Annotated in this window: 15 protein-coding genes; 4 read left to right on the plus strand and 11 right to left on the minus strand. The window is 63.9% G+C overall.

The features are described 5' to 3' along the window. Positions 1–71: 71 nt before the first annotated feature. The 4 genes from whiA to uvrA all read right to left on the minus strand — a co-directional run bounded on the left by whiA (position 72) and on the right by uvrA (position 6870). Complete coding sequence (gene whiA, locus QMK22_RS16105; protein ID WP_283498696.1) at positions 72–1052, minus strand: DNA-binding protein WhiA; 981 nt, start codon at positions 1050–1052, stop codon at positions 72–74. 79 nt (positions 1053–1131) lie between these two features. Then, on the minus strand, positions 1132–2007 hold the full coding sequence (gene rapZ, locus QMK22_RS16110; protein WP_283498669.1) for an RNase adapter RapZ: 876 nt from the start codon (positions 2005–2007) through the stop codon (positions 1132–1134). 61 nt (positions 2008–2068) lie between these two features. Next, positions 2069–3988, minus strand: coding sequence for an excinuclease ABC subunit UvrC (gene uvrC / locus QMK22_RS16115; RefSeq protein WP_283498670.1), 1920 nt, complete (start codon positions 3986–3988; stop codon positions 2069–2071). Between the two features lie 14 nt (positions 3989–4002). Beyond that, entirely contained in the window at positions 4003–6870 is a 2868-nt protein-coding gene (gene uvrA / locus QMK22_RS16120) for an excinuclease ABC subunit UvrA (RefSeq protein ID WP_283498671.1), read from the minus strand. A gap of 145 nt (positions 6871–7015) precedes the next feature. Here uvrA and QMK22_RS16125 point away from each other — a divergent pair, with 145 nt between their 5' ends. Genes QMK22_RS16125 through QMK22_RS16135 form a run of 3 tightly spaced genes read left to right on the plus strand, consistent with a single transcriptional unit; the run spans position 7016 to position 11216 of the window. Next, positions 7016–7624 carry a PadR family transcriptional regulator gene (locus tag QMK22_RS16125; protein ID WP_283498672.1) on the plus strand — a complete coding sequence of 203 codons (609 nt, stop codon included), beginning with the start codon at positions 7016–7018 and terminating at the stop codon, positions 7622–7624. After that, positions 7621–8349, plus strand: a complete 729-nt coding sequence (locus QMK22_RS16130) for an ABC transporter ATP-binding protein (protein ID WP_283498673.1) — start codon at positions 7621–7623, stop codon at positions 8347–8349. The genes QMK22_RS16125 and QMK22_RS16130 overlap by 4 nt, the downstream gene beginning before the upstream one ends. After that, a complete protein-coding gene (locus QMK22_RS16135) occupies positions 8346–11216 on the plus strand; it encodes an FtsX-like permease family protein (protein WP_283498674.1) in 2871 nt (956 codons plus the stop codon). Before QMK22_RS16130 ends, QMK22_RS16135 begins: the two co-directional genes overlap by 4 nt. 134 nt (positions 11217–11350) lie before the next feature. Here the strand turns inward: QMK22_RS16135 and uvrB are convergent, their stop codons facing one another. The 6 genes from uvrB to polA form a co-directional block, all read right to left on the minus strand. Further along, positions 11351–13414: an excinuclease ABC subunit UvrB gene (uvrB, locus tag QMK22_RS16140; RefSeq protein WP_283498675.1), complete on the minus strand. Its 2064-nt coding sequence runs from the start codon at positions 13412–13414 to the stop codon at positions 11351–11353. 63 nt (positions 13415–13477) lie between these two features. Next, a complete protein-coding gene (gene coaE, locus QMK22_RS16145) occupies positions 13478–14101 on the minus strand; it encodes a dephospho-CoA kinase (RefSeq protein WP_283498676.1) in 624 nt (207 codons plus the stop codon). A 71-nt stretch (positions 14102–14172) separates the two neighbouring features. Then, positions 14173–16305 carry a response regulator gene (locus tag QMK22_RS16150; RefSeq protein ID WP_283498677.1) on the minus strand — a complete coding sequence of 711 codons (2133 nt, stop codon included), beginning with the start codon at positions 16303–16305 and terminating at the stop codon, positions 14173–14175. 293 nt (positions 16306–16598) lie between these two features. Continuing rightward, entirely contained in the window at positions 16599–18053 is a 1455-nt protein-coding gene (rpsA, locus tag QMK22_RS16155) for a 30S ribosomal protein S1 (RefSeq protein WP_092107815.1), read from the minus strand. Positions 18054–18260: 207 nt separating this feature from the next. Next, positions 18261–19937, minus strand: coding sequence for a DUF885 domain-containing protein (locus tag QMK22_RS16160; RefSeq protein ID WP_283498678.1), 1677 nt, complete (start codon positions 19935–19937; stop codon positions 18261–18263). An 86-nt stretch (positions 19938–20023) separates the two neighbouring features. Then, positions 20024–22720 (minus strand): DNA polymerase I, encoded by a 2697-nt coding sequence (gene polA, locus QMK22_RS16165; protein ID WP_283498679.1) that lies wholly within the window; start codon positions 22718–22720, stop codon positions 20024–20026. A 53-nt stretch (positions 22721–22773) separates the two neighbouring features. Here polA and QMK22_RS16170 point away from each other — a divergent pair, with 53 nt between their 5' ends. Next, positions 22774–23199, plus strand: coding sequence for a hotdog fold thioesterase (locus QMK22_RS16170; RefSeq protein WP_283498680.1), 426 nt, complete (start codon positions 22774–22776; stop codon positions 23197–23199). Positions 23200–23206: 7 nt separating this feature from the next. Here QMK22_RS16170 and QMK22_RS16175 read toward each other — a convergent pair whose 3' ends face one another. Beyond that, the gene (locus tag QMK22_RS16175; protein ID WP_349361267.1) at positions 23207–26806 is read right to left on the minus strand and encodes a TM0106 family RecB-like putative nuclease; all 3600 of its coding nucleotides are present in this window, start codon (positions 26804–26806) and stop codon (positions 23207–23209) included. Positions 26807–26812 lie beyond the last annotated feature (6 nt).

The raw sequence follows: 26812 nt of genomic DNA on the forward strand, positions 1-26812 counted from the left end.
CATCGGATGCGGCCTGTTGTTGCGACGTTTTAGTCTAGCTGGGAGCGTTGCGAGCCACAGAATTTGTGACCCTAGGCGTCGTCGGAATGCACCGGATACTCGACGTCGGTTCCTTCAACGCCGAGTTCGATCGCCTTCTTGTCGGCCATGGCGAGCAGTCGACGAATACGGCCGGCGACGGCATCTTTGGTCATTGGCGGGTCGGCGTGGTGGCCGAGCTCGTCGAGGCTGGAATCGCGAAAGTTGAGGCGAAGATCCCCGGCATAGCGCAGATGTTTGGGGATATCCTCGCCCAGGATATCCATTGCCCGCTGTACCCGGGCGCAGGCAGCGACGGCCGCTTCGGCGGAACGCCGCAGGTTCGCGTCGTCGAAGTTGACCAGGCGGTTCGCCGTGGCGCGCACCTCGCGGCGCTGACGCAGCGTTTCCCAGTTCAGCACGGTATTTGTTGCACCCATGTGCACGAGCATCGCCCCGATGGCGTCGCCATCTCGAATGACGACGCGGTGCACCCCGCGTACCTCACGCGCTTTGGCAGCAACACCGAGGCGTCCCGCCGCTCCCACGAGGGCCATCGCGGACTCGTTCCCGGGGCAGACGACCTCGAGTGCCGCCGACCGTCCCGGATCGGTCAGCGTGCCGTGCGCCAGGAAGGCCCCGCGCCAGACGGCGGCAATTTCTTCTCTGGACCCGGTCGTCAGCCGGTTCGGCAGCCCGCGAATCGGGCGGCGACGGGCATCCAGCAGGCCGGTCTGCCGAGCGAGAGTCTCGCCGCCCTCAATAACCTGCACGAGGTAATGGCTGGACTGACGGATGCCGGTTGCGGCGATGACCTGCAGGGCGCTACGCACCCCGTACAGTTCGGCCAGGTCCTTGCGCACCCGCCGGGCCAAAATTGCCGTGTCTAGCTCTGATTCGATCGCAATTCGACTGCTGATCATGTGCAATCCGCCCGAAAATCGGAGGATTGTGGCCAGTTCGGCCGCGCGCACGGTGGTCTTGGAGACCTCCACGCGCGAAAGTTCATCTTTAACGTCGGCGGTGAGTGCCAATCGCTTTTCCATTCTGTTGATCAGTTGCGTCTGAGTGATGACGGCCGAGTGGTGCAGCGCATGCTGCGTCCGGCCTCTGTTATTCGCGTCCGAGGTCGCGGTGCTTGATGTTGACCGCGACACCGGGAAGATTTTCGAGCCGGGAGGCCAATTCTCTGGCCATGGCGACGGAGCGGTGCTTGCCGCCGGTGCACCCGATCCCGATGGTGGCGTGGCGTTTGTTTTCGCGCTGGTAGCCGGCCAAAACCGGAGCCATGGCCGCGGCGTAGTGGTCGATGAAATCGAGGGCACCCGGTTGGGCAAGTACAAAGTCTCTCACCTCCGGGTCGACGCCGGTGTGCGCGCGAAGCTCGGGGATCCAGAAAGGGTTGGGCAGAAAACGCGCGTCGGCGACCAGATCGACGTCGGTCGGCAAGCCGTACTTGAAACCGAAACTCATGATGGTCAGCTGCACGCCCGCGGTGCCGAGGGCGGCAAACCGCTCGGTGATCGTTGTGGCGAGCTGGTGCACGTTGAGATCGGAGGTGTCAATGACGAGGTCGCTGGACTCCCGTACGGCGAGCAGCCGGGAGCGCTCCGCCGCAATGCCGTCGAGGAGCGTACCCTCGCCCTGCAGCGGATGCGGCCGACGCACGGATTCAAACCGACGCACGAGCGCATCGTCTCGGGCTTCCAGAAAAATCACCTGCACCTGGGTGCCACCGCGCAGCTGCTGCACGGTTTCCAGAAAATCCCCGAACAGGTCGCGGCCGCGGATATCGACGACGGCCGCAATTTTGGGCAGGTTGGTACCGGCCCGCTCGACCAGATCGACCAGGGGACGCAGCATTTGCGGAGGGAGATTGTCGACGACGTACCAGTCGAGGTCTTCCAAAGCGTTAGCTACGGTCGAGCGGCCCGCCCCGGACATTCCCGTGACGATCAGCACTTCCTGCTTGTCGGGGTCCGTTGTCATTCGTTGAAAGCGCCTTAATGAGAAGTTGGTGGATTATCAAGCCTACCGAGCGCCGGGGCGTTCAGGCGCGCAAATGGGCGTGGATCGACTCGGCCAGCACCGGGCCGATGCCGCGGACATCCGCTATTTCCGCCGCTGAGGCCACCTTGAGTCGCGCCACCGATCCGAAATGTTGTAACAATACCTTCACTCGGGCCGGGCCGAGTCCGGAAATTTCACCCAATATCGATGAAATGTCCTTCTTCCGTCGGATGCGTTGGTGGGTAATGGCGAACCGGTGTGCTTCGTCGCGGATGCGCTGGATCAAAAACAGGGCGTCACTGTTCCGGGGCAGAATTACCGGATAGTCAGAGTCGGGGAGCCAGATTTCTTCCAGCCGTTTGGCGATTCCGCACAGTTGGATTCCGGTGACGCCGGATTCTGCCAAGGCGCGTTTAGCGGCGGCAACCTGCGGCTGCCCACCGTCGACGATCAGCAGGTTGGGCTGGTAGCTGAACTTGGCGCGTTTCTGCTCGGCCTGAACGACGTCCAGTGGCTCGCCTCCGCCCGCCGGAGCGAGCGCTGGTTCCGCGGCCTCCACAAGTTCCGCAGCATCAGACTCCGGTTTCAGGTAGGCGAGGCGGCGGGTCAGAATTTGGTAGATCGAATCCGTGTCGTCGGTCGATTCCGGAATATTGAACCGTCGATACTCGTCTTTGCGAGGCAGACCGTCTTCGAAGACCACCATCGACGCGACGATATTGGTGCCGCTGAGGTGCGAGACGTCATAACATTCCATCCGTAGTGGAGCTGCCGGCATCTCGAGGGCATCCTGAATGTCTTCGAGCGCCTTGGACCGGGCCACGAAGTCTGAGCTGCGCCGGGTTTTATACAACATGAGCGCCTGCTTGGCATTGTTGGTGGCCGTCACGAGCAAGGCCGCTTTTTCCCCGCGCTGGGGCGCGACCAGGCGCACCTTGCGACCGGCCAGCTCGGCCAGTCCGGCTTCGAGAGCTTCGGCGTCGTCGGGCAGCTCCGGCAGCACGATCTCCCGGGGCGGTCGGGTGTCGTGGTTGTAGGCCGTCTGCATCATGGAGTCGATCAGTTCACTCATGGTGACGTCCAGTTCTTTGTCAACCATCCAGCCCCGCACACCGCGAATACGACCGCCGCGCACGATGAATAACTGCACGGCAGCGGCGAGTTCGTCTTGCTCGACCGCGAACAGGTCGATGTCGACACTGTCGCGCAGTACAACGGCACTCTTTTCGAGGACCGCGTTCAGGGCCCGCACCTGGTCGCGTCGTTTGCCCGCGATTTCGTACTGTTGGGCGGCCGCTGCATCTTTCATTTCCTGGGTGAGGGTATTGATGAGTTTCTTATCGTGACTACCCATGAAACTGACAAATTCATTCACGATTGTGCGGTGATCTTCAATGGACACCAGACCCGAGCACGGGCCAAAGCACCGCCCGATCTGACCCGCGAAACACGGCTTGCCGCTCTGCATTGCCCGCTTGTAATTGGCGTTATTGCAGGTGCGGATGGGAAAAGCCTTGAGCATGAGCTCGATGGTTTCGTGCACGGCCCAGATCTTGGGATACGGCCCGAAATAGCGGGCACCCTTGATGCCCTCCGTGCGCGTGACCAGAGCGCGGGGCGCCTCGTCGGCCAGGGTCACCGCGAGGTACGGGTAGGACTTATCGTCCTTGAACTGCACGTTGAAGGGCGGATCAAACTCGTTGATCCAGATCCACTCGAGTTGCAGGGCCTCGACCTCGGTGCCGACTATCGTCCACTCCACGCCCGTCGCGGTGGTCACCATGCGCCGGGTGCGCTCGTGCAGGCTGCCGAGCGGTGCGAAGTAGTTGCTCAGCCGAGCCCGCAGGTTTTTGGCCTTACCCACGTAGAGGATGCGGCCGGTGGCGTCGCGAAACCGGTAAACCCCAGGGGTGGTGGGAATCTCGCCCGCTTTCGGGCGATAGCTCAGGGCATCAGACATGGCCGTCGGGCCGCCTAACCGGCAGCCAGGACCTCCTTCAGGAAGGTACCGGTGAAGCTTTTCTTAACGGTGGCGATGTGCTCCGGCGTGCCGGTGGCGAGCACCTTTCCGCCGCCAGACCCGCCCTCCGGGCCGAGGTCGATGACCCAGTCGGCCGACTTGATCACATCGAGGTTGTGCTCGATCACGATGACGGTGTTGCCCTTGTCGACGAGGCTGTTGAGTACGAGCAGCAATTTGCGCACGTCTTCGAAGTGCAGGCCCGTTGTGGGTTCGTCGAGCACGTACACGCTGCGCCCGTTGGAGCGACGCTGCAGCTCGGTAGCGAGCTTCACCCGCTGCGCTTCGCCGCCGGAGAGGGTGGTGGCACTCTGGCCGAGACGCACGTAGCCGAGGCCCACCTCGACGAGAGTTTTCAGAAAACGATGGATCGATGAGATCGGTTCGAAGAAGTCGGCCGCTTCACTGATCGGCATGTCGAGTACCTCGGCGATGTTCTTGCCCTTGTAGTGCACGGTGAGGGTGTCGCGGTTGTACCGGGCTCCCCCGCACACCTCGCAGGCCACGTAGACGTCGGGCAGGAAGTTCATCTCGATCTTGATCGTGCCGTCACCGGAGCAGGCTTCGCAGCGCCCGCCCTTGACGTTGAAGCTGAATCGGCCGGGCAGGTAGCCGCGGGTTTTCGACTCGATGGTTTCGGAGAACAGGGTGCGGATCTTGTCGAACACTCCGGTGTACGTGGCCGGGTTGGAACGCGGCGTGCGGCCGATCGGGGCCTGGTCAACGTGGATGACCTTGTCCAGCTGCTCCAGGCCGGTGACCCTGGTGTGTTTGCCGGGTAGCTTGCGGGCGCCGTTGAGCCGGTTGGCGAGCACCCGATACAGAATGTCGTTGACGAGCGACGATTTGCCCGAGCCGCTGACGCCGGTGACGGCCGTGAAGGTGCCCAGCGGAAAGGTCACCGAGACCTTCTGCAAGTTGTTGGCCTCGGCACCGGTCACGCCGATGAGGCGTTCCGGGTCGATCGGGCGGCGGGTCTGCGGAGTGGCGATGGATTTGCGCCCGGCCAGGTAGTCGCCGGTGAGCGACTTGGTGTTGGCCAACAGCCCGTCGTAGGAACCGGAGTGCACAACGTGTCCGCCGTTGACACCGGCACCGGGACCAATGTCAACGATCCAGTCGGCGGTCTTGATGGTGTCTTCATCGTGTTCGACCACGATGAGCGTATTGCCGAGATCGCGCAGGGTGACCAGCGTCTCGATCAGGCGTCGGTTGTCGCGCTGATGCAGGCCGATGCTCGGTTCGTCGAGCACGTAGAGCACGCCGGTGAGGCCGGAACCGATTTGCGTGGCCAGGCGGATGCGCTGGGCCTCACCACCCGAAAGCGTCGCCGCGGCGCGGGCCAGGTTGAGGTAGTTCAGCCCGACCCGAATCAGAAAGTCGAGGCGCGCACGAATCTCACGCAGCACCTGGGCTGCGATGGTGGCTTCGCGATCGGTCAGGGTCAGCTGGTCCATGAATTCGCGGGCGTCGCTCAAGCTGAGCGCGCAGACATCCGCAATGCTTGCATCGTGTACGAGTACGGCGAGCACCTCGGGCTTGAGCCTGGTGCCGTGGCAGACGTGGCAGTCGACCTCCCGCAGGTATTCGGACCAGCGCTGCCGCTGGGTGTCGCTCTCGGCCTGCAAATACTGGCGTTCAATGTAGGGCACAACGCCCTCGAAGCCGGAGGTGTAGCTCATCTCGCGGCCATAGCGGTTTTTCCACTTGACCCGCACCTCGAAGTTGTCGCCGCGCATGACGGCGTTCTGCACCTCGGTGGTCAACTCGCCCCAGGGGGTATCGAGGGAGAAGTCGAGGTCGCGCGCGAGACCGTCGAGCAGCTTTTCGTAATACTGGAACAGCCCCTTGCCCTGGGTCGTCCAGGGCAATACGACGCCCTCGGCGATGCTCAGGTCGGGGTCGCCGAGCAGCAGGTCTTCGTCGACGGACATGCGGGTGCCGAGGCCGGAGCACTCCGGGCAGGCACCGAACGGAGCGTTGAAGGAGAAGGTGCGCGGTTCGATTTCGGTCAGCTGCACCGGGTGGTTGTTCGGGCAGGACAGCTTCTCGGAGTAATTCTGCCAGGCCTTATCGCCCTCTTCGTCGAGAAAGTTGATCTGCACGAGGCCGTCGGTGAGCTTGAGAGCCGTTTCGAGGGAGTCGGTGAGCCGGCTGAGCAGCTCGGGACCGGCCACAAGTCGGTCGACGACTACGGAGATATCGTGCTTTTGCTGCTTCTTGAGCGTGGGCGGCTCGCTCAGCTGAATCTGGGTGCCGTCGACGATCGCCCGGGAGTAGCCACCGCCGGCGAGTTCCTGGAACAGGTCGACGAACTCGCCCTTCTTCTGCGAAACGACCGGGCTGACCACCTGGTAGCGGATGCCCGCCTTCAGCTCCATGAGCTGGTCGGCGATCTGTTGCACGGTCTGGGACTGGATGACCTCACCGCAGATGGCGCAGTGCGGCACGCCGATCCGAGCCCAGAGCAGGCGCATGTAGTCGTAGATTTCGGTGATGGTGCCCACCGTGGACCGCGGGTTGCGGTTGGTCGACTTCTGGTCAATCGAGACCGCCGGGCTGAGGCCTTCGATGAAGTCGACGTCGGGACGGTCAACCTGACCCAAAAACTGCCGGGCATAGGCCGAGAGCGACTCCACGTAGCGCCGCTGCCCCTCGGCGAAGATGGTGTCGAAGGCGAGCGACGACTTGCCTGACCCGGAGAGTCCGGTAAAGACCACGAGTGAATCGCGCGGAATCTCCAGATCAACGTTGTGCAGGTTGTGCACGCGCGCTCCGCGCACACTGAGTTTTGGACCGGTTTCTACCTTCGTAATCGACACTCATCGAGTCTATGCAACACCACCGACACCGCCGTACAGCGACTACCGCCCTGAGCGAACAGGCGGCTGCAGAGATATTGTTTCGGAGTATGTATATACTCGGTAATTATTAGCCGTGATTCGTCGTGTCAGTGCCGGAGGTTGTATGTCCGTTCGCCAGAGTTTGCTCGCCATCCTGAACCAGGGACCGTGCTACGGCTACCAGTTGCGGGCCGAATTCGACCGACGCACCGGATCGACCTGGCCGCTCAACGTCGGCCAGATCTACAACACCCTGGACCGGCTCGAGCGCGACGGCCTGGTGCAGAAAGCCGATATCGACGCCGACGGCCAGAACTACGTCGAGATCACCGAGGCCGGCCGTGCTGAAGTCGCCGACTGGCTCGGCTCCCCCGTGGTACGCACGATGGCCACTCGTGATGAACTCGCCATCAAGCTTGCCATTGCCGTGACGCTGCCCGGCGTGGACATCGCCCGGGTGATCCAGGTGCAGCGCTCCGCGACGATGCGCACCCTGCAGGAGCTGACGCGTACCAAGAATGCCACCGCCGACCCGGAATCGTCCGACCAGCTGGCCTGGCTGCTCGTGATCGACTCGCTCATCTTCGCCGCCGAGGCCGAAGCACGCTGGCTCGACCATTCGGAGAGTACGCTGTCCCGTTCCCGGGCCGCCGGCCTGGCCGCTCCCCTGCCGCTCAACACCGATGTCCCCAAGCGTGGCCGCCCGGCCAGGGCAGTGCAGGCCGGCGCATGACCGCCAGCGATGTGCTGTTGCAGCTCGACGGGGTATCGATGCAGTACGGCCACGGCGAAACCGCGATCACGGCCCTCGCCGGGGTGGACCTGTCGGTGAGCCGGGGCGAGCTCGTGGCGGTGATGGGGGCATCCGGTTCGGGAAAATCGACCTTGCTCACCGTGGCGGGCGGGCTCACCCCGCCGACATCCGGTGAGGTCATCGTGGAGGGGCACTGGCTGAGCCAGCTCTCCGCACGCGAGCTGGCCACGCTGCGACGGCGCAGCCTCGGCTTCGTGTTTCAGGACTTCAATCTGATTCCCTCGTTGACGGCTCTGGAGAACGTCAGTCTGCCGCTCGAACTGGATGGGTGGTCGTCGAAAAAGGCCCATCATCCAGCTCGCGACGCCCTCGGCATCGTCGAACTGACCGACCGGGCCCAGCATTTTCCGTCCGACCTGTCGGGCGGGCAGCAGCAACGGGTGGCCATCGCCCGTGCCGTCGTCGGCGGCCGGTCGTTGATTCTGGCGGATGAGCCGACCGGCGCCCTCGATAGTATGACCGGCGAGCTCGTGCTGCGGATGCTCCGTTCCCGGGTCGACGCGGGTGCCGGCGGCATCCTGGTCACGCACGATGCCCGGCATGCGGCGTGGGCGGACCGGATCGTCTTTCTGCGTGATGGGCGCATCGTGGATGAGTCGCAGCCATCCACCGTGTCAAGCCTGTTGAGCGGGCTGCCGGCATGAGCCGAGGCAGCGCGCCGGCCCCGGGCGACGAATCAAGCTCGCTCGCCGGCGCACGCTCGGGCAGCACCCGCGTAGCTTTTCGGATCGCCCGCCGCATGGCCGGGCAGTCCAAGGGCCGCAGCACGCTGATCGCGCTGCTCGTGGCGATTCCAGTGCTCGGGCTCGTGGGAATCACCACGGTGTCCGCGAGCGGTGACCCCACTCCCGCCGAACGTGCGGTGCTCGAACTCGGGTCGACCGAAGGCCGGGTGACAATCGTCGCGGCGCCCGACCCCAAGATGACCCAGGATCCGCTCAACGACTTATCCTGGGTGTACCGTGACGATGCCGTCAATGTCCACGCCGCCCAGTCGATTGAGCCGATGCCGGTCGCCGCCGCATCTCTGTTCCCGGCCGACACCCGTCTGCTGCCGATTCGATCGACGGAGGTGGTCGCGGAGACGAAAGATGGACTCGGTTCTTTTACGGCGGTGCAGGGCCAATCGTGGGATCCCATGTTCAGCGGAAAATGGGACGTTACGGGAGGGTCGACGCCAAGCAACGACTCTGAGATCATGGTGACCGCCGCCGCTCTTGATCGCCTCGGGGCCCAGATCGGATCGCAGGCAACATTCACCGCGCCGGAACGCTCGCTCACCATCGTCGGAACGATACACAGTGCGAACCTCGACGACACGGCCGTCGCGTTCTACGGGCCTTTCGGTTCGTTCGACAATGTGCTGCCGGATGACGACAGGTCGACGGCATGGTATCTGCCCGACACCCCGCTCACCTGGAGTCAGATCGAGGATCTCAACGCGCGCGGCGCGACAGTACTGTCCCGCACCGTTCTTCTCGATCCGCCGCCGGCGGGCAGCTTCAGCGTCGGCGGCGGGTCCTCGAGTCGACCCATCGACCTGTTCATCGTTCTGCTCGGCGGCTTCGCACTGTTCGAAGTGGCCCTGCTTGCCGGAGCCGCGTTCACCGTCGGCGCCCGCACGCAGCAGCGCACCCTTGCGACACTCGCCAGCGTCGGTGGCGATCGGCGGATGTTGTTTCGGGTTATGTCCTTCGGCGGGGTTATTCTCGGCGCGTTCGGCGCGGCCCTGGGGACCGTGCTTGGCCTCGGCGCGGCCTGGGCCTTCATCCAGTTCTCAGCAAACGGCAACGACAGCCGGTACCCGGGCTTCCATCTCGATGTGTTGTCACTCCTAACCATCGCGGCTTTCGCGATACTAGCCGGCTGGTGCGCAGCGGCGGTGCCGGCCCGGGCGGCCGGCCGCGTCGACGTGTTGGCAGCCCTGCGCGGCGCCCAGCGCCCGCCGAAGGTCTCTCGCCGACGCCCGATAACCGGGGCCATTTTGCTCATCCTGGGCGCCGTCATCGCCGTCACCGGCGGACTGGTCGAGCTCGCCGCCTATACGCCGGTTTACCATCAGGCGCTCAGCAACCTCGGCATTGGACTCATCGTTGCCGGCCCGGTGATCATGCAGATCGGCGCGGTCTTCATCGCGCCCCTGATTCTGCGTTGGGCCTCCCGGGTCGCCTCACAGTTCGGACCCGGCGCCAGGCTGGCAACCCGCGACGTGGCACGCAACCCCGGGCGCAGCGTTCCGGCCCTGGCCGCGATTATGAGCTGCGTCTTCGTGGCCACGTTCGCGATGAGCCTCGTCGCCACATTCCAACTGAATTCGACCAGGAACTACACGTTCGCAGCACCGCTCAACACCGCCTGGGTGAGCCTGAAAACCCGCAGCGTGGAGGCATCCACAGTGGTCGTGCCGGACAAGGGGCCCGAGGTTGCGGCTGCCTTGGAGAGCGCCTTCCCCGACGCGCAGGCGCGTCTGCTGAGCAGCGTCGAGATTCCCCCAATGGGCTTTGCGAATGACAGCGGAGAGACGGACCAGCAAGCGCCCGCCGCGAACCGCACTGACGGGCCGACTTTTGCGTACCCCCGCATCGACCCGGATACCGTGTGCCCGAGCGATGCGAGCAGGCGCGGCCAGAACCTGCAGGAAATGCCCACGGACATCCGCTGCCCGACCCCGTACTATCTCGACACGATGATGGGTGTCGGCGACCATATCTGGGTCGGCAGCCTCGATGACTTCGCCGCCATCCTCGGCGAGCCCGTGTCCGAGACGTCGAAGGCGACGCTTGCAGCCGGCGGTGCCGTGAGCACCTACCCGCAGTACCTCGTCGACGACACGGTGCAGATCGACTGGATCACCGAGCTGAACTCGTCGATCGAGCCGGCCCGCACCGTGACGCTCGATGGAAGCCTGCAGATGCCGGAGCATCCCCTGCCCTATGCCATCTTCATGCTCGATTCCACGGCCGACGCGTTGCATCTGGACTACCGGCCATCGATGGTGGTCAGCAGCCTCGGCGCAGCCCCGAGTCAGGCGGAATTGGACCACGCGCGGGGCTCACTCGCTGCTGTATCGCAGGACATGCCCCTGAATGTCGAGTCAGGCCCGCAGGTCTTCGGCGCAACCTGGACCTGGGTGCTGCTCGCCCTCACCGCCATCATCTCCCTGGTCACGGCCGCGATCACGATCGGACTGGCCCGCGCCGACGGGCACCGCGACAATGCGGTGCTCACTTCGCTCGGTGCATCGCCCCGGGTACGCCGGGCTTTCGGCTTCTGGCAGGCCGTGGTGATCGTGGGCCTCGGCAGCGTGATCGGAGTGGTGCTCGGCCTGGTGCCGTCGTTCGCACTCTCGCTCACCCGCGACACGTCGGGGTCTTCGTTGCTGCCCTTCACCCCGCCGGGGCTGCAGCTGGCGCTGATCGTGGTGGCCTTGCCGGCACTCGTCGCCGCCGGCGCCGCTCTCACCGCAGGCGGCACCCGAACCCGCTTCAGTAATCGGGCCGCGTTCGACTGATTCTGCCGGCACCGATGTATCGTTCCCTCTCGGGGCACTGAATTGCGAAGTTGGCGCGTGTTTGAACCAGTGCCAGCTTCGCAAACACGTGCCGCGCGGGACCGTGCGGCAAGAGGAGGAGCGGGGAGGCGCGGTTACTGCAGGTGGCCGGCCTTCTCCATCTGACGCAGTTCACGCTTGAGCTCGGAGAGCTCATCTCGCAGGCGGGCGGCGAGCTCGAACTTGAGCTCACCGGCAGCCTCGAGCATCTGCGAGTTGAGGTCGGCGATGATGGACTCGAGGTCGTTAGCACCGTTCGCGGCCAGGCCGACCCGACGGTTGGGCGTCGAGCCTTTGCGGCGGGCGTCACGGCCGGCGAGCAGTTCGGCGGTGTCGGCCTCCTCGCGGGCGAGCGCCTCCGTAATGTCACCGATCCGTTTGCGCAACGGCGTCGGGTCGATGCCGTGCAGGGTATTGTAGGCGACCTGCTTCTCCCGGCGCCGATCAGTCTCGTCAATGGCTTTCTCCATCGAGGCGGTGAGCCGGTCGGCATACATGTGCACCTCACCGGACACGTTGCGGGCGGCACGACCGATGGTCTGAATAAGCGATGTGGCGGAACGCAAAAACCCTTCTTTGTCGGCGTCAAGGATGGCGACCAGGGACACCTCGGGCAGGTCGAGTCCTTCACGCAGCAGGTTGATGCCGACGAGCACGTCGTAAATGCCCGCGCGCAGTTCGGTGAGCAGTTCCACCCGGCGCAGGGTGTCGACGTCGGAGTGCAGGTAGCGCACCCGCACCCCGGCCTCGGTGAGAAAATCGGTGAGGTTCTCGGCCATTTTCTTGGTGAGCGTCGTGACCAGCACACGTTCGTTGCGTTCGGTGCGCTTCTTGATTTCTTCAAGCAGGTCATCGATCTGCCCCGCGCTCGGCTTGACGATGATCTGCGGGTCGATCAGGCCGGTCGGGCGAATAATCTGCTCGACGATGCCATCGGCGATGCCCATCTCGTACTTACCCGGAGTGGCTGACAGATACACGGTCTGACCGACCCGGTTTTTGAACTCGTTGAATTTGAGCGGCCGGTTGTCGAGGGCGCTCGGCAACCGAAAACCGTGGTCGACGAGGGTGCGTTTGCGCGAGGAGTCGCCCTCGTACATGGCACCGATCTGCGGCACGGTCACGTGGGACTCGTCGATGACCATGAGAAAATCGTCGGGAAAGTAGTCCAGCAGGCAGTGCGGAGCCTCACCGGGTTCGCGGGCGTCGATGTGGCGCGAGTAGTTCTCGATGCCGGAGCAGAACCCGATTTGCTCCATCATCTCGAGGTCGAAGGTGGTGCGCATGCGCAGCCGTTGGGCTTCGAGCAGCTTGCCCTCACGCTCAAGTACCGCCAGACGATCGGCGAGTTCAATCTCGATGGTGCCGATCGCGCGGCGCATGACGTCGTCGCTAGCCACATAGTGCGAGCCGGGAAAGACCGACACGGAGTCCAGCTTTTTGACGATGTCGCCCGTGAGCGGATGCAGCGAATACAGCCCTTCGATCTCGTCACCAAACATTTCGATGCGGATGGCGAGCTCTTCGTACATGGGGATGATCTCGATGGTGTCGCCGCGCACCCGGAAGTTTCCACGCGAGAAGTCGACGTCGTTGCGCTTGTACTGCATGGCCACGAATTTACGTACGAGCCAGTCCCGGCTCACCTTTTGCCCGATTTGCAGCGCGATCATGGCCTCCATGTACCCCTCGGGGGTGCCGAGGCCATAGATGCACGACACCGTCGATACCACGATGACGTCGCGGCGGCTGAGCAGCGAGTTTGTGGTGGAGTGCCGCAGTCGTTCGACCTCCTCATTAATCGAAGAGTCCTTCTCGATAAAGGTGTCGGTCTGCGGAACGTACGCCTCAGGCTGGTAGTAGTCGTAGTACGAGACAAAGTACTCGACCGCGTTGTTCGGCATGAGTTCGCGAAATTCATTGACCAGTTGGGCCGCGAGGGTTTTATTGTGCGCCAGCACGAGCGTCGGGCGTTGGACCTGCTCGATCAGCCAGGCGGTCGTGGCTGACTTCCCGGTACCAGTGGCCCCGAGCAGCACGATGTCGGTCTCGCCGGCGTTGAGGCGTGCAGTCAAGTCGGCGATCGCGGCGGGCTGGTCACCGCTCGGCGTGTACTCACTGACCACTTCAAACGGGTTCACAGAGCGCGTGGGTTCCATACGTCCATTCTACAAAGGGGGTCTGACACTCAGCGCTGCAGTGCTGCGGGTGGATGCCGCGGTTCAGGCGTTCTTTCGGCTTTCGGCCGTGCGCGCCCGCTCCCAGAGCGCATCGACCTGGGCCAGCGTCGCGTCGAGCGTACCGCTGTTGTCGATCACCACGTCAGCGAGGGCGAGGCGCTCAGAATCGCTCGCCTGTGCGGAGATACGGTGCGTCGCTTCTTCCAGCGTGAGGCCACGCAACTCAACCATGCGCTGGATGCGGGTGTCGGCATCCGCTTGCACCACAACGATCAGATCAAAGGTCACCAGTCCGCCGGCGATCGCCTCCGCCAGCAACGGAACATCGTATACAACGATGGCGTGCGGGTCGGCGGCTGCCGCGGCCGCAACCCGAGCGCGGGTCAGTTGCCGCACCGCCGGATGCGTGATGGCGTTCAACAGTTGTCGGCTGGCCGGGTCGGTGAAGATGATGGCGCCCAGCGCCGGCCGATTAAGGCTGCCATCGGCCAGGAGAATGTCGTCACCGAATTCGTTGACTATCGCCGCCAGAGCCGGTGTGCCGGGTTCGACTACTTCCCGGGCCAGCTGGTCAGCATCGATGCCCACGGCACCCCAGGAGGCCAAACGCTTCGCCACGGTGCTCTTACCGGATGCGATCCCGCCGGTCAGCCCAATCAAATACATTCCGCCATGCTATCGGGTGGTCTCCCGACGTGTGTGTCGCCGCCGACGGTGCGATAGTCGGCCGGGGAAAGTCACCCGAGAGCACGCCTAATTTCAGCCAAAAGTGCTTCGCGATTGAAATCCGGCCGAGTCATCGCCACAACCGGTTGGCCGGGGTCGCTGTCGATGGTGTTCTGTTCCTCGTCGGTGATCTGGCCGGCCGATAAGAGGACCACGGGAATGCATTGGGTACTGACGTGTTGTTGCAGGGCGCGAATAGTCGTGAAACCGCCCAGCTGCTCCATCATCAAATTGATCAGAATCAGGTCCGGCGTCAGCTTCAGCGCATCGGTCACGGCATCGGCTCCGGTGGCGGATGACTCGATGCGATAGGCCGGTTGTTCCAAATACGACGTGACCTCATCCACGGTTTCCCGGTCTTCGTCGACGATGAGGATGCAGCGTGTGTGCGATCGGTCGGGGTTCATCCCGAGCAGGGTGAGCGATTTGTGCAGTTCCGTGCGCTGCAACGGTTTCTCCAACACGGCCGCAGCGCCGCGATTCAGCGCCAGACTGACGTCAGCCAGGCCCGCAATGACCACGACGGGGATGGCCGCCAGAGCGGGGGTCTCGTGCAGCTGGAGCAGAAATTTCCAGCCGTTCATTCCGGGAAGCTGCACGTCGAGAGTGATCAAGCGAAGTGGTACGCGGCGCGCGAGTTCGAGCGCTTCCTCGCCGCTGCCCGCCACGAGCACGTGAAATCCCTCCGCCTCCAAAAGCAGCCGAACGAGCTTCGCGGCTTTCGGGTCGTCTTCAACAACGAGCGCCGTTGACGTGCCGCTTGGAACCGAGAGACCCGCGACGCCGACGGCGAGACCCTGAAGATCGGGAGGCTTAGGAGACTCCGTTGGGCCTGCTTGCGGGGTACCGGTCTCTGACAGAGCCGACTGGTTGTTCACCGTGGCCGTTGTGCGCACCGGTGCCGCGGGGAGGTCCCGACGTGGCAGCCAGACCGCAAAGGTTGCCCCCTCACCCGGCGCAGCCGCCACGCCGACAGTTCCGTCGTGAAGCCCGGCCAGCAGCCTGACCATGGTCAATCCCACGCCATGACCGTCTGACTCCCAATCGGAATCGATTTCATCGTGTCGGAGGGGAAGAAATACCGTGGGCAGATCGTTCTCTGCGATGCCCACTCCGGAATCCGCTACGTAAATCTCCAGAAATTCGGTGTAGCGGGATGAGGGGAGTGGCATCGACCAGTGCGGACGGTGTCCGTTGAATTCGCCGACGGCATTCCGAGGCACGGTGCGCGCCTGCACGGTGACGGTCCCGCCCGTGCTGGCGACGATGGCATTGTTCAACAGAACTCCGAGGATCTGCGCCGTGTATGTAACGTCGAGAGGAAAAGCGCCCACATCGGTAGCGCCGTCCACGACGACCGAAACTGCCGGGTCGCCCGTGTTCTCGACGAGGGCGACGTTGGCGAGCAGCAAGCTGTGCACGTCGACGGCCTCGTAGCTGAACTCGACGGTGCCGGTCTCCACCGTCGATACCCTGATGAGCTCCGTGAGCAACGCCAACAGTCGGTCGCTCTCCGTGCAGATTCCGTCAATGCGCTGCCGCTGCGCTTCGTTCAACGCTCCATCAGCACCGTGCTGCAATGCCCGGGACGAGGAGATCATGGATTCGAACGGCGTCAGCACGTGCCGCTGCGCACGCGCAAGAAACTCGGCGCGTGCAATGTTGGCCTTCTCCATCCGGAAAGTCTTTTCGAGCAGGGCACGCTCCAGCCTCTTGTGTTCTGTGACGTCTCGGCCGGCTGCAAAAACACCGTGAACGTTGCGCTCACGGTCCCGCAGGATAGCGGCGTTGTAGGAGACAACGGTTTCGCTCCCGTCGAAAGCGCGCACGGTCAGCTCATAGTCCTTGATCCGTTCCTCGTTGAGGACCCGAGCGATCGCGGTGTCGGCGCGGGTCGGATCCGTGAAGAGATTACGGGAGGGAGCACCGATGAGCTCATCTCGGGTGCGGCCGGTGAGTACAACCATCTGCTGGTTGACGTCAGTAATGACGCCCTGCGTGTCGGTCGTCATCAAGGCATCGATATTGGACTCGATCAGCGATCGGGTGTAGAACTGCTGGTCATGGAGGCGTTCGTTGAGCATTTCGACGCTCAGGGACGAGGCGGTGGTGTCAGAGCCATCCGAGGGGTGGAAACTGTTCATGAAATTCTCCGATGGGGCCGTGATGCAAGCAACAGTGGTTCGAGCTTGAATTCCAACCAGCTTCGGGTGCATCGGTGGAAAACTCCGTGACGTCACCGGTCGAAAGAAATCAAACCGGGAGCACTAAGAGAATTAATCCTCAGGATCAGGTATAGCACGAACGAGCGCCAGGGCCAGCCCTCGGACCTGACGAGAAGCAGATATACAAAACGGGCCGCATCCAAAAGGATGCGGCCCGTCGTTCGGCGTCGTACTGCGACGCCGTCATGCTGTGGTGCTGTGGTGCTGTGGTGCTAGTTGCCGCCGGAAAGCTTCTCGCGGAGAGCCGCGAGTGCTTCGTCGTCGGCGAGCGTGCCGGCGCCAGCCGACTCGCTCGAGAAGGCGGAGCCGGCCGGTGCAACGTCGCTGGGAGCAGCGATCTCGTCGTTCGCGGTCGAAACCTGCTTCTTGTGGGCTTCCCAGCGTGCCTGGGCTGCAGCGTAGTCCTGCTCCCACTTTTCGCGCTGCTCGTCGAAGCCTTCGCGCCACTCGTTGGTCTCGGAGTCGAAGCCCTCGGGGTACTTGTACTGGCCCTTGTCATCGTACTCGGTGAGCATTCCGTAAAGCGCCGGGTCGAACTCGGTACCGTCGGGATCGACGCCGTCGTTGGCCTGCTTGAGGCTCAACGAGATGCGACGACGCTCGAGGTCGATATCGATGACCTTGACGAAGACCTCGTCGCCGACCGAGACAACCTGCTCGGCGAGCTCAACGTGCTTGCCGGAGAGTTCGCTGATGTGCACGAGGCCCTCGATGCCCTCGGCAACGCGAACGAACGCGCCGAACGGAACCAGCTTGGTGACCTTACCCGGTGCAACCTGGCCGATGGCGTGGGTGCGGGCGAAGACCTGCCACGGGTCTTCCTGCGTAGCCTTGAGGGACAGCGAAACGCGCTCGCGGTCGAGGTCAACTTCGAGGATCTCGACGGTGACTTCCTGGCCAACTTCAACGACCTCGCTGGCGTGCTCAATGTGCTTCCAGCTGAGCTCGGAAACGTGAACCAGACCATCGACGCCGCCGAGGTCGACGAACGCACCGAAGTTGACGATCGAGGAGACGACGCCCTTGCGGACCTGTCCCTTCTGGAGGTTGTTGAGGAAGGTGGTGCGGCTTTCGCTCTGCGTCTGCTCCAGCAGGGCGCGACGCGACAGCACGACGTTGTTGCGGTTCTTGTCGAGCTCAAGGATCTTCGCTTCGATTTCCTGGCCCAGGTACGGGGTCAGGTCGCGAACGCGACGAAGCTCGATGAGCGATGCCGGCAGGAAGCCGCGCAGGCCGATGTCAACGATGAGTCCACCCTTGACGACCTCGATGACCGAACCGGTGACAACACCGTCGGACTCCTTGATCTTCTCAACATCGCCCCATGCACGCTCGTACTGAGCGCGCTTCTTAGAGAGGATGAGGCGGCCTTCTTTGTCTTCTTTCTGAAGAACAAGGGCCTCGACCAGGTCGCCGACCTTGACAACCTCGGAAGGGTCAACGTCGTGCTTGATGGAAAGTTCGCGGGAGGGAATGACACCCTCAGTCTTGTACCCAACGTCGAGGAGAACCTCGTCGCGGTCGATCTTCACTACGGTGCCTTCGATGAGGTCGCCGTCGTTGAAGAATTTCAGAGTCTTTTCGACCGCGGCAAGAAAGTCTTCAGCAGATCCAATGTCGTTGATGGCGACCTGCTTGGGTGCCCGTTCGGTCGTTGCGATTGTCATGTAGTAGTTGCTCCAGGATGGACATAATCGGGCCACACGCGAAAGGCAGTTCAGGTGTTGAGGATGTTCCGCGGTACAAATGGACCGTGGAACGCTCCGCGCATGGCAGCGGATAGGACGCCACAAATGTGACACTCTATCCTAGCTACCAGACTCCCCCGCAGGCAACTTGACCGGATAGCGGGTGTTGGGCCGACAGCGGATGCCTTACTTCAGCAGGGCCGACCGCAGGGTATCGAGACCGACGCCACCCAGATCGAGGGCCTCGCGGTGGAAGTCCTTGATCGAGAAGTCCGCGCCCTGACGTTTCTGCGCTGCGTCTCGGAGCTGTTCCCAGATGCGCTGGCCGACCTTGTAGGACGGCGCCTGCCCCGGCCAGCCGAGATAGCGGTTGACTTCGAATTTGACGAAACCGGCATTCATGTTCACGTTCTGGCCGAGGAATTCAAACGCGTAATCTGCGGTCCAGGGCCCCGAACCGTCGGGTCGCATCTTGCCGAGATGCACGCCGATGTCGAGAACGACGCGGGCTGCACGCATCCGCTGCCCGTCCAGCATCCCCAGCCGGTCGGCCGGGTCGTCGAGATACCCGAGCTGTTCCATTAACCGCTCGGCGTACAGTGCCCATCCCTCAGCATGGCCCGAGGTTCCGGCGAGCTGGCGCCGCCAGGTGTTGAGCTTGGCCCGGTTGTACACGGCCTGGCCGATCTGTAGGTGATGGCCGGGAACCCCCTCGTGGTAGACGGTGGTGAGCTCGCGCCAGGTGTCGAATTCGGTCACGCCCACCGGCACGGACCACCACATGCGGCCGGGCCGGGAGAAGTCGTCGGTCGGTCCGGTGTAGTAGATGCCGCCCTCCTGGGTGGGGGCGATCATGCACTCGATGGTTTTGATTTCATTGGGGATGTCGAACTGGGTATCGGCGAGGTCAGCCACGGCCTTGTCGCTGGTTCGCTGCATCCACTCTTGCAGGGCCTGGGTGCCGTGCAGCTTGCGGCTCGGGTCGGTATCGAGGTACGCGATGGCTTCCAGCACGCTCGCGCCGGGCTTGATCTGGTCGGCGACCTTTTCTTGCTCCTCGACCATGCGGGCGAGTTCCTGAATGCCCCACTCGTAGGTTTCGTCGAGGTCGATCGTGGCGCCGAGAAAGCGGCGAGAGGCCAGGGAGTAGAGCTCGCGCCCGATCGCGTCGGCTTCGGTGGCCTTAGCCTCGAGCTCAGCGCTGAAAAAGGATGCGAGCTTGTCGTAAGCGGCGGCTGAACGGCGGGCGCCGAGGCCGAGATCTTTGGCCAGGGAGGCGGGCAGTGAGCCGTTGTCAAGGGTGGCGTTGGCTGCGAACTCGGCGAAGAATCCGTCCTTGGCCGCGTGGCGCTTAGCCTGGGCGAGCACCTCACGGACCTGGCGGCGAGCGGGGGTCACCCCGCGTTCCATGCCCAGACGCAGCGTCTCGATGTACCCGTCGATGGCGGCGGGCAGATTGCCCAGCCGGGAGGAGATGTTGGCCCAGTCGTCAACGGTACTGGTGGGCATCAGGTCGAAGATTTCGCGGATCTCCTGAGCTGGCGAAGCGATGACGTTAAGGTCACGCAGCTGCAGCTGGGCGTCGGAGCTCTCAACACTGAGCGACAGCTCGCTGCGGAGGTCGGTTTGGGTGACTTCGTCGACGCTGTCGACCGGGCGAGCGTCGTCGAGCCGCGCAATCGTCTTTTTGGCCTCCAGCACGTAGTGTTCATGGCCAGCCGGAGAGTAATCGCCGTACCGGCCATCGCCCTCGGTGCGACCGATGTACGTGCCCACGGTGGGGTCAAGGTCAACGAGGGTATCCACCCACTCTTCGGCGATCTGGTCGATGGCCGTGGGCGCGCGGTGGATGTCATTTGTCATGAGCTGAGCCTAGGACACGACCGGCCGAACCGGACCCCCATTTGGGGAAACTTCGCGGTCACTCGCCGGAGCGCGCCGGACCGTGGTTAGTGCGCGGCGGCATCCCAGTTGGGGCCGCGGCCGACCTGCACCTCGAGTGGAACCAGCAGGTCTGCCGCGGACTCCATGTTGTGAGTGACCACCCGGCGCAAGGCATCCCACTCCCCCGGAGCGACATCGAAGATCAATTCGTCGTGTACCTGCAGCAGCATGCGCGAGTCCATGGTGGCATCCGTCAGGTCGGCGGCGATACCGTTCATCGCGATCTTCATGATGTCGGCGGCTGAACCCTGGATCGGCGCGTTGAGGGCCGCTCGCTCTGCGTTGTCACGCAGCACGCGCTTCGGGCTGGCCAGGTCGGGGAACGGGCGGCGACGACCGAAGATGGTCTCGGTGTAGCCGTCGACCTTGGCCTGCTCGACGACGTTGCGGAGATAATCGCGCACCGCGCCGAACCGCTCGAAGTAATCGGTCATGAGCTGCTTGGCCTCTTTGGTGTCGATGCGCAGCTGACGGGACAGTCCAAAGGCACTGAGGCCGTAGGCCAGTCCGTAGCTCATGGCCTTGACCTTGCTGCGCATCTCACCGCTCACATCGGCGGGTTCGACGCCGAAGATCCGTGAACCGACGAAACGATGCAGGTCTTCACCGGCGTTGAAGGCCTCGATCAGCCCGGCATCCTCAGAGAGGTGCGCCATGATGCGCATCTCGATCTGGGAATAGTCCGCGGTGAGCAGGCTTTCGCTGCCCGCGCCGGCCTGGAAGGCAGCACGAATGCGGCGGCCCTCCTCGGTGCGCACCGGGATATTTTGCAGGTTGGGATCGTTCGAGGAGATGCGGCCGGTCGTGGTACCGATCTGCACGTACGTCGTGTGGATGCGGCCGGTCGTATCGATGGCCTTGTCGAGGGTTTCTACGATCTGGCGCAGCTTGGTGGCGTCACGATGCTTCAGCAGCAGGTCAAGAAACGGATGCGGATTGCTGGCCTGCAGATCGGCGAGAGCGCCGGCATCCGTTGAAAAACCGGTCTTATTGGCGCGGGTCTTGGGCATCTCCAGCTGATCGAACAAGACGTCTTGTAGCTGTTTGGGTGAGCCGAGGTTCACCTCGCGCCCGATTTCGGCGTAGGCGGCGGCGGCGAGGCTCGCCGTGCTGGCACCGAGCTCGGCGGACAACTCGGCGAGTTGCTCGTGCGAGACGCTCACTCCGGCCAGTTCCATATCCGCCAGGGCCAGCAGGGTCGGCAGTTCGATGTCGATCAGCAGTTTGAGCGAGCCCGGGTCGAGCGTTGTTTCGACGGCGCCGAAAACCCGGAGGGTGTACCAGGCCTGGGCGGGAGCTCCGGTCTGCTGAGTTTCATCGGGCACGAGCTGATTGGGATCGGCGACGGCCAGAGTTTCGTCGAGGTATCGTGACACGAGATCGGCCAAGGTCTTGTCGGGACCGCCCGGGCGAATGAGCCAGGCACCCACCAAGGTGTCGAAAGCCAGACCGCTGAAGGCGAGACCACTGCGGCTCAGCGCCTTCACCTGGTGTTTGGCGTCGTTCATTATTTTCGGAGCACCACTCGCGAGCCACGCTTCGAGGGGCGCGTAGTCCTTGCGGTCCGGCTGCCACGGCAGGTTGATGGTCTCGGTCGAGCTGGCCAGACCGAACCCGATCGCCTTGCCGTCCTGCACCTCGACGGTGAGGCCGAGTCCGGCCGGGTTGGCGACGATCGCACGGTCCAGCCACGACTGCAGTTCTTCGTCGAGCAGGTCCTGCGCGACGGGAGCCTGGGCGGTCGGTTCTTCGTCGATGACGGCCGCAGCGGATGCCGCTGCCGCGGCGGCGGCGGCGGCGGCGGCGGGATCTTCGCCGGCGAGCTTGAGCACTCGATCCAGCAGAGTCTTGAATTCAAGTCGCGTGAAGATGTCGCGCACGGCGTCGGCGTTCATGGCACCGCGTTCCAGCGCGGCCACGGCGACGGGGAGCTCAACATCGGTCACGAGACGGTTGAGCCGGCGATTGCGAATCGCGTTCTCTTTCTGCTCGCGCAGGTTATTACCGACAACGCCCTTGATCTCCTCGGCGTGTTCGAGGATGCCGTCGAGGCTGCCGTACAGGCCGAGCCATTTCACGGCGGTCTTCTCGCCGACCTTACTGATTCCGATGAGGTTGTCGCTGGTTTCACCGACGAGGGCCGCGACGTCCGGGTACTGTTCGGGTTCGACGCCGTAGCGTTCGCGTACCCGGGCCGGGTCATACCGGGTGAGTGCGGACACCCCCTGGCTGGAGGGATAGAGCAGGGTGACGGTCTCATTGACCAGCTGGATGGCGTCGCGATCGCCGGAGACGACGAGCACGTTGTACCCGGCCGCGGTGCCCTCAACCGACAGGGTCGCGAGAATATCGTCGGCCTCGAAGTCTTCTTTGGTGATGGTGGTGATGTTCATCGCGGCGAGAGCTTCTTGCAGCAGCGGGATCTGGCCGAGGAATTCCGGCGGAGTCGCGTTGCGTGTGCCCTTGTACTCGGGGTATTCCCGGGTGCGAAATGAGGCACGCGAAATGTCGAAGGCAACCGCAAGGTGGGTTGGTTTCTCGTTGCGCAGCAGGCTGAGCAGCATCGACAGGAAGCCGTGAATGGCATTCGTATGCTGTCCGTCGTGGGTCTGGAAGCTGTCCACTGGCAGGGCGAAGAACGCCCGGAATGCCAGGGAGTGGCCGTCGATGATCATCAGGGTAGGCTTTTCGGAGTCCAACACTCCCCCAGCCTACAAGTGTCTTCCAGCCTGGGCTCGCGCGAACAAAGGTGATCATGTTCAATACGACTGACGACGCACTCGCCTGGGTTCAGCAGCGCGGTGGCGGAGACCTGGCCGACAAGATGGGGCTGGAGTTCCTCGAGTTCACGATTGACCGGGCCGTGGCGCGGATGCCTGTGGCCGGCAACACCCAACCGGCCATGCTCATGCACGGTGGCGCCTACGTCGTTCTTGGCGAGTCGCTCGGTTCGATGGCGGCGAACCTGCACGCCGGACCGGGAAAGCTTGCCGTGGGTATCGAGATCAACGCCTCCCACAATCGTTCGGCGACCTCGGGTTTCGTCACCGGTGTCTGTACCCCGATTCACCTGGGCCGCACGCTCACCACCCACGAGATTGCAATCACCGACGATGCCGGACGGCGCTGCTCGACGATTCGCATCACGAACATGATCAAGGACCTGCCGCCGCGAGAATAGGGCGCTGTCAGCGGTCTGGCTCAACCAGGCTGATGAATGCGCTGAGCTCGGCCACGCCGCCCGGAGTGACGGGCAGGTACTCGGTGAGTGCGGGTGAGTAGACCAGGTAGGCTGCCCATTTCGCCCGCGAGATGGCAACGTTCAAACGGTTTTTCATGATGAGGAACGCCATGCCGCGCGGCACGTCATCGGCCGAGGAGGCGGCGAGTGTGACAATGGCGACCGCGGCCTCCTGGCCCTGAAATTTATCGACCGTCCCCACCCGAACCTGACGGCACCCAGCGTCCACGAGCATCTCCCGCACCAGGGTCAGCTGGGCGTTGTACGGGGTGACGACGATAATGTCGGCTTCGGTCAGGGGGTCGGCCACCCGAGCGGTGGTCGGGTCGGTCCAGAGCCGGCCGAGCGCGCCGCGCACGAGTGCGACGACGACGTGAGCCTCTTCGGTCGAAGCGATCGCATTGCCGGCGTGCCGGACCGGGACCGCGTGCACGCCGGGCTCGACGCCGACGAGCAGCCGGGTCTCGGTTATCGGATTTGAACGCAGCAGGCCGCCATAGGAAAGGTGCGACACGGGTGCGGTGACGGCGGGATGCATCCGACGGCTCTCAGCGAGGAAATAGCCGACGTCGGCCGACAAGACGTCGCGTCCCGCGGCAACCCAACCGAGCGCTGACTGATCGATCGGCTCAGGGTGCGTGCCCTGGCTAACCTGCGGCAGCTGTTGCGGGTCGCCGAGGAGCAACAGGTTGTGGGCACTCACACTCGATGAGATGGTCGAGGCGAGCGAGAATTGTCCGGCTTCGTCGACCACGAGCAGGTCGAGGCTGTGCCGCGGAATGCGCGCCGCATTGCTGAAGTCCCACGCGGTGCCGCCGACGACGAATCCGGTCGCGGCGTGCGCCTGGGCGAAGAGCAATTGGCCGTCCTTGGGCAGCGCGGTATGGGTGACCTGCGCCGGGTCGGTGCCGGTTTTGGCTACCTTCCCGACTAGGTCGGGTTCCAGGCCGGCGGCGACGACGGCGCCCAGCAGATTCTCCACGACCGCGTGGGACTGGGCGACAACGCCGATCTTCCAGCCGTACTCGCGCACGAGCGTGGTGATAACGTGGGCACCCAGGTAGGTCTTGCCGGTTCCGGGCGGCCCCTGCACGGCCAGGTACGAGTGGTCGAGGTCGCGCAGGGTCGCGATCACCGCGGCGATGGTCTGTCCGTCGGCCGATCTCGGTGCGAGCTGCCCGGCACGCGTGCGTGGCGGCGTGCGCCGCAGAATGTCCACCATCGCATCCAGCGGCCACGCGGGCTGGGCGGCGACGATGGTTGCGGCCCATTCATCGATGGCGGGTTTCTGCTGCATCGGCCGGGGCGGTGCTGCCGGGGCGAGGGCGCTCGGCCGATGGCCGTAGCGGGGTATGTCTTTGGGCAGCGTTTCTTCGACCAAGATGCCGCCCTCGGTGGCCTCGAGTACTTTCACGCTGCGGTGGGTGCGGGCGCCGGCTGCAGCGCCAACATTTTCGAACGGTCCCGGGTATTCGTAGAGCAGGTAAGGCCCGGCCTGGTCCCCCGGTTTGATGCTGCTTCCCGGGGCGAGCTGCCCGCGCAACCAGAGATGGCGGCGGTCAACGCGCTGCTGGCCCTCACGAAACCAGTCGCGTTCAATATCAACGTGTTCGACAATGAGTACGTCGCGAGTGTCTTGCCACTCGTCGATGGGATACTCGAGGCGAAAATAATGCCCCCACCAGAAGCTCTTCTGCTCGCGCTGGTGATAGTCGATCGCAGCGGCGGCGAAGGCCGCCGCGGTCTGGTCAGCGCTGCGCGGAGCGTGTGCGACGGCCGGTGATCGAGCAGCCAGAGCGAGCAGCGCGTCGCGCACGGGCGAGGGCTCGACGGTGCCGACATCCGCTTCGAGCACGCTGCCGGTCGGCCGGATGCCGGCGGTGCGGGCGAGCGTGAGCAGCCAGTTGCGCAGGCGCACCGTTGACACGCAGTCGTACCGGTTGTAATCAGCAATAGAGTCGAGCATGCGCTGGGCTTCGCTGACGTCGCCGTGCGCGTGCAAATCACGGGCAGCGGCATATTCGGTGATGGAGTCGGCGGCGTTGGTGACCTCGCCGCCGCGCAGTTCGGCCCCCATATAGAGCGGTTCGAGCTTCTTGATCGAGTAGGAACGCGATCCGACGCGCATGGTCTTGCGCACGAGCGGATACAGGTCGACCAGTACGTTCTCGCGCAGGAGTTGGTCGATTTGATCTTCGCCGACTCCGTGACGTGCGGCGAGACTGAGCAGGTGGGTGCGCTCGTAGGCGGCGTAGTGGTACACGTGCAGTCCCGGAAACTGTGCCCGGCGCTCGGCGAGATAGGCCAGAAAGTCGGTGAGCGCCTTCTTCTCCTCCCGCCAGGTGTGCGCCCAGAACGCACGAAAACTTTCATCCCGATCGACCAAACCGAATAGGTAGTCGAGGCCCCAGTCCTGTGCGTCACCCGCCGCGTCACTGGCCGTCGGCTCGCCCTCGGTGTAGAGCGGATCGCCCTCAAAATCGAAGAAGATATCACCCGGATCCGGTTCGGGCAGCACGGCCAGCGCACCCGGGTTGTACAGGTCGATCGGCGGCGGCAGGGTGGACACGGCTTGCAACTGCAACCGCGCCTGCGTCCGCAACGCATCGAGCGTGGAATCTGCTAGTCCGGTGAGGCTGCCGGTGGAGGCAGCAAGGTCGTCGATGGTGTCGATGCCCGCCGCCGCCAGACGGGCGCGCTGTGACAACCGCAATCCGGCAACGAGCAGGGGATCCCGATGCTCCTGCACCTCGATCTCGCAGGTGGCGCACCGTCCGCAGACGGTATATCGCGCGTCTCCCCAGGCTACGGCCGCAGCATCGACCAGGCGCTCCGCGATGATCTGCACGAGCCGCGCTTTGCGTTTACGGTAGACCGGCACAATGTCTGCGAGCCGATGCACGCTCACCGAGCCGTCACCGAGCAGCAACTCGACGGTTGCGGCTGCGGGAACGCCGATACGTTCGAGCTGCTCAGCGTAGGCGGCGAGCTGTAACAACGCCGTGACGCGGGCATGCCGGGCGAGCTTGGTATCTTGAACGAGCCACCTGCCGTCGCTCTGCCGCACAATGAAGTCGGCAAATCCGAGAAAAGCGATCGGCTTGCGGTTGCCCGTGCCGACGGAACCGTTTGCAGTGGCAGGACTGCCCGTGCCTTCCGGCCCGAAGGCCGGATCGAAGAACGTGGCCTGAAAAATGACATCGCACTCGGCGGTGAACGCCACGCGGGTCTGCTCGGCTGCGGCAATGAGCGCCGGCCGCGAGATCCGTTCAGGCCGCTCGATCTCTACGACGGAACGAGCCTGCCGGTAGCCGTCGAGCACCCGGTGTTCGTGGGCGTCACCGAGGCGTGACGTGCGCTCAAGCATGGCATCGACCGGGTCTGGCACAGCCTCAATGCGCCCAAGCCGGGCGTCGATACGGCGCAGAAAAGCAAATTCGCAGACGGATGCCGCGCTCAGGTCACTGGCACTCGTCACCACGGTCTCATCCAGCAGAAACATGTGCTCGCCCTTCGTCGTGTCGAGCGTACCGGATGCCTCCGACACGCCCAC

It is taken from the genome of Cryobacterium sp. PH29-G1, from assembly GCF_030063365.1.
Lineage (GTDB): Bacteria > Actinomycetota > Actinomycetes > Actinomycetales > Microbacteriaceae > Cryobacterium.

Coding starts and splice junctions, on each gene's coding strand:
- QMK22_RS16135 (WP_283498674.1), top strand. CDS start 8,346: ATGAGCCGAGGCAGCGCGCCGGCCCCGGGCGACGAATCAAGCTCGCTC.
- uvrC (WP_283498670.1), bottom strand. CDS start 3,988: ATGTCTGATGCCCTGAGCTATCGCCCGAAAGCGGGCGAGATTCCCACC.
- QMK22_RS16160 (WP_283498678.1), bottom strand. CDS start 19,937: ATGACAAATGACATCCACCGCGCGCCCACGGCCATCGACCAGATCGCC.
- coaE (WP_283498676.1), bottom strand. CDS start 14,101: ATGTATTTGATTGGGCTGACCGGCGGGATCGCATCCGGTAAGAGCACC.
- QMK22_RS16130 (WP_283498673.1), top strand. CDS start 7,621: ATGACCGCCAGCGATGTGCTGTTGCAGCTCGACGGGGTATCGATGCAG.
- rpsA (WP_092107815.1), bottom strand. CDS start 18,053: ATGACAATCGCAACGACCGAACGGGCACCCAAGCAGGTCGCCATCAAC.
- rapZ (WP_283498669.1), bottom strand. CDS start 2,007: ATGACAACGGACCCCGACAAGCAGGAAGTGCTGATCGTCACGGGAATG.
- QMK22_RS16150 (WP_283498677.1), bottom strand. CDS start 16,305: ATGAACAGTTTCCACCCCTCGGATGGCTCTGACACCACCGCCTCGTCC.
- QMK22_RS16125 (WP_283498672.1), top strand. CDS start 7,016: ATGTCCGTTCGCCAGAGTTTGCTCGCCATCCTGAACCAGGGACCGTGC.
- uvrB (WP_283498675.1), bottom strand. CDS start 13,414: ATGGAACCCACGCGCTCTGTGAACCCGTTTGAAGTGGTCAGTGAGTAC.
- QMK22_RS16170 (WP_283498680.1), top strand. CDS start 22,774: ATGTTCAATACGACTGACGACGCACTCGCCTGGGTTCAGCAGCGCGGT.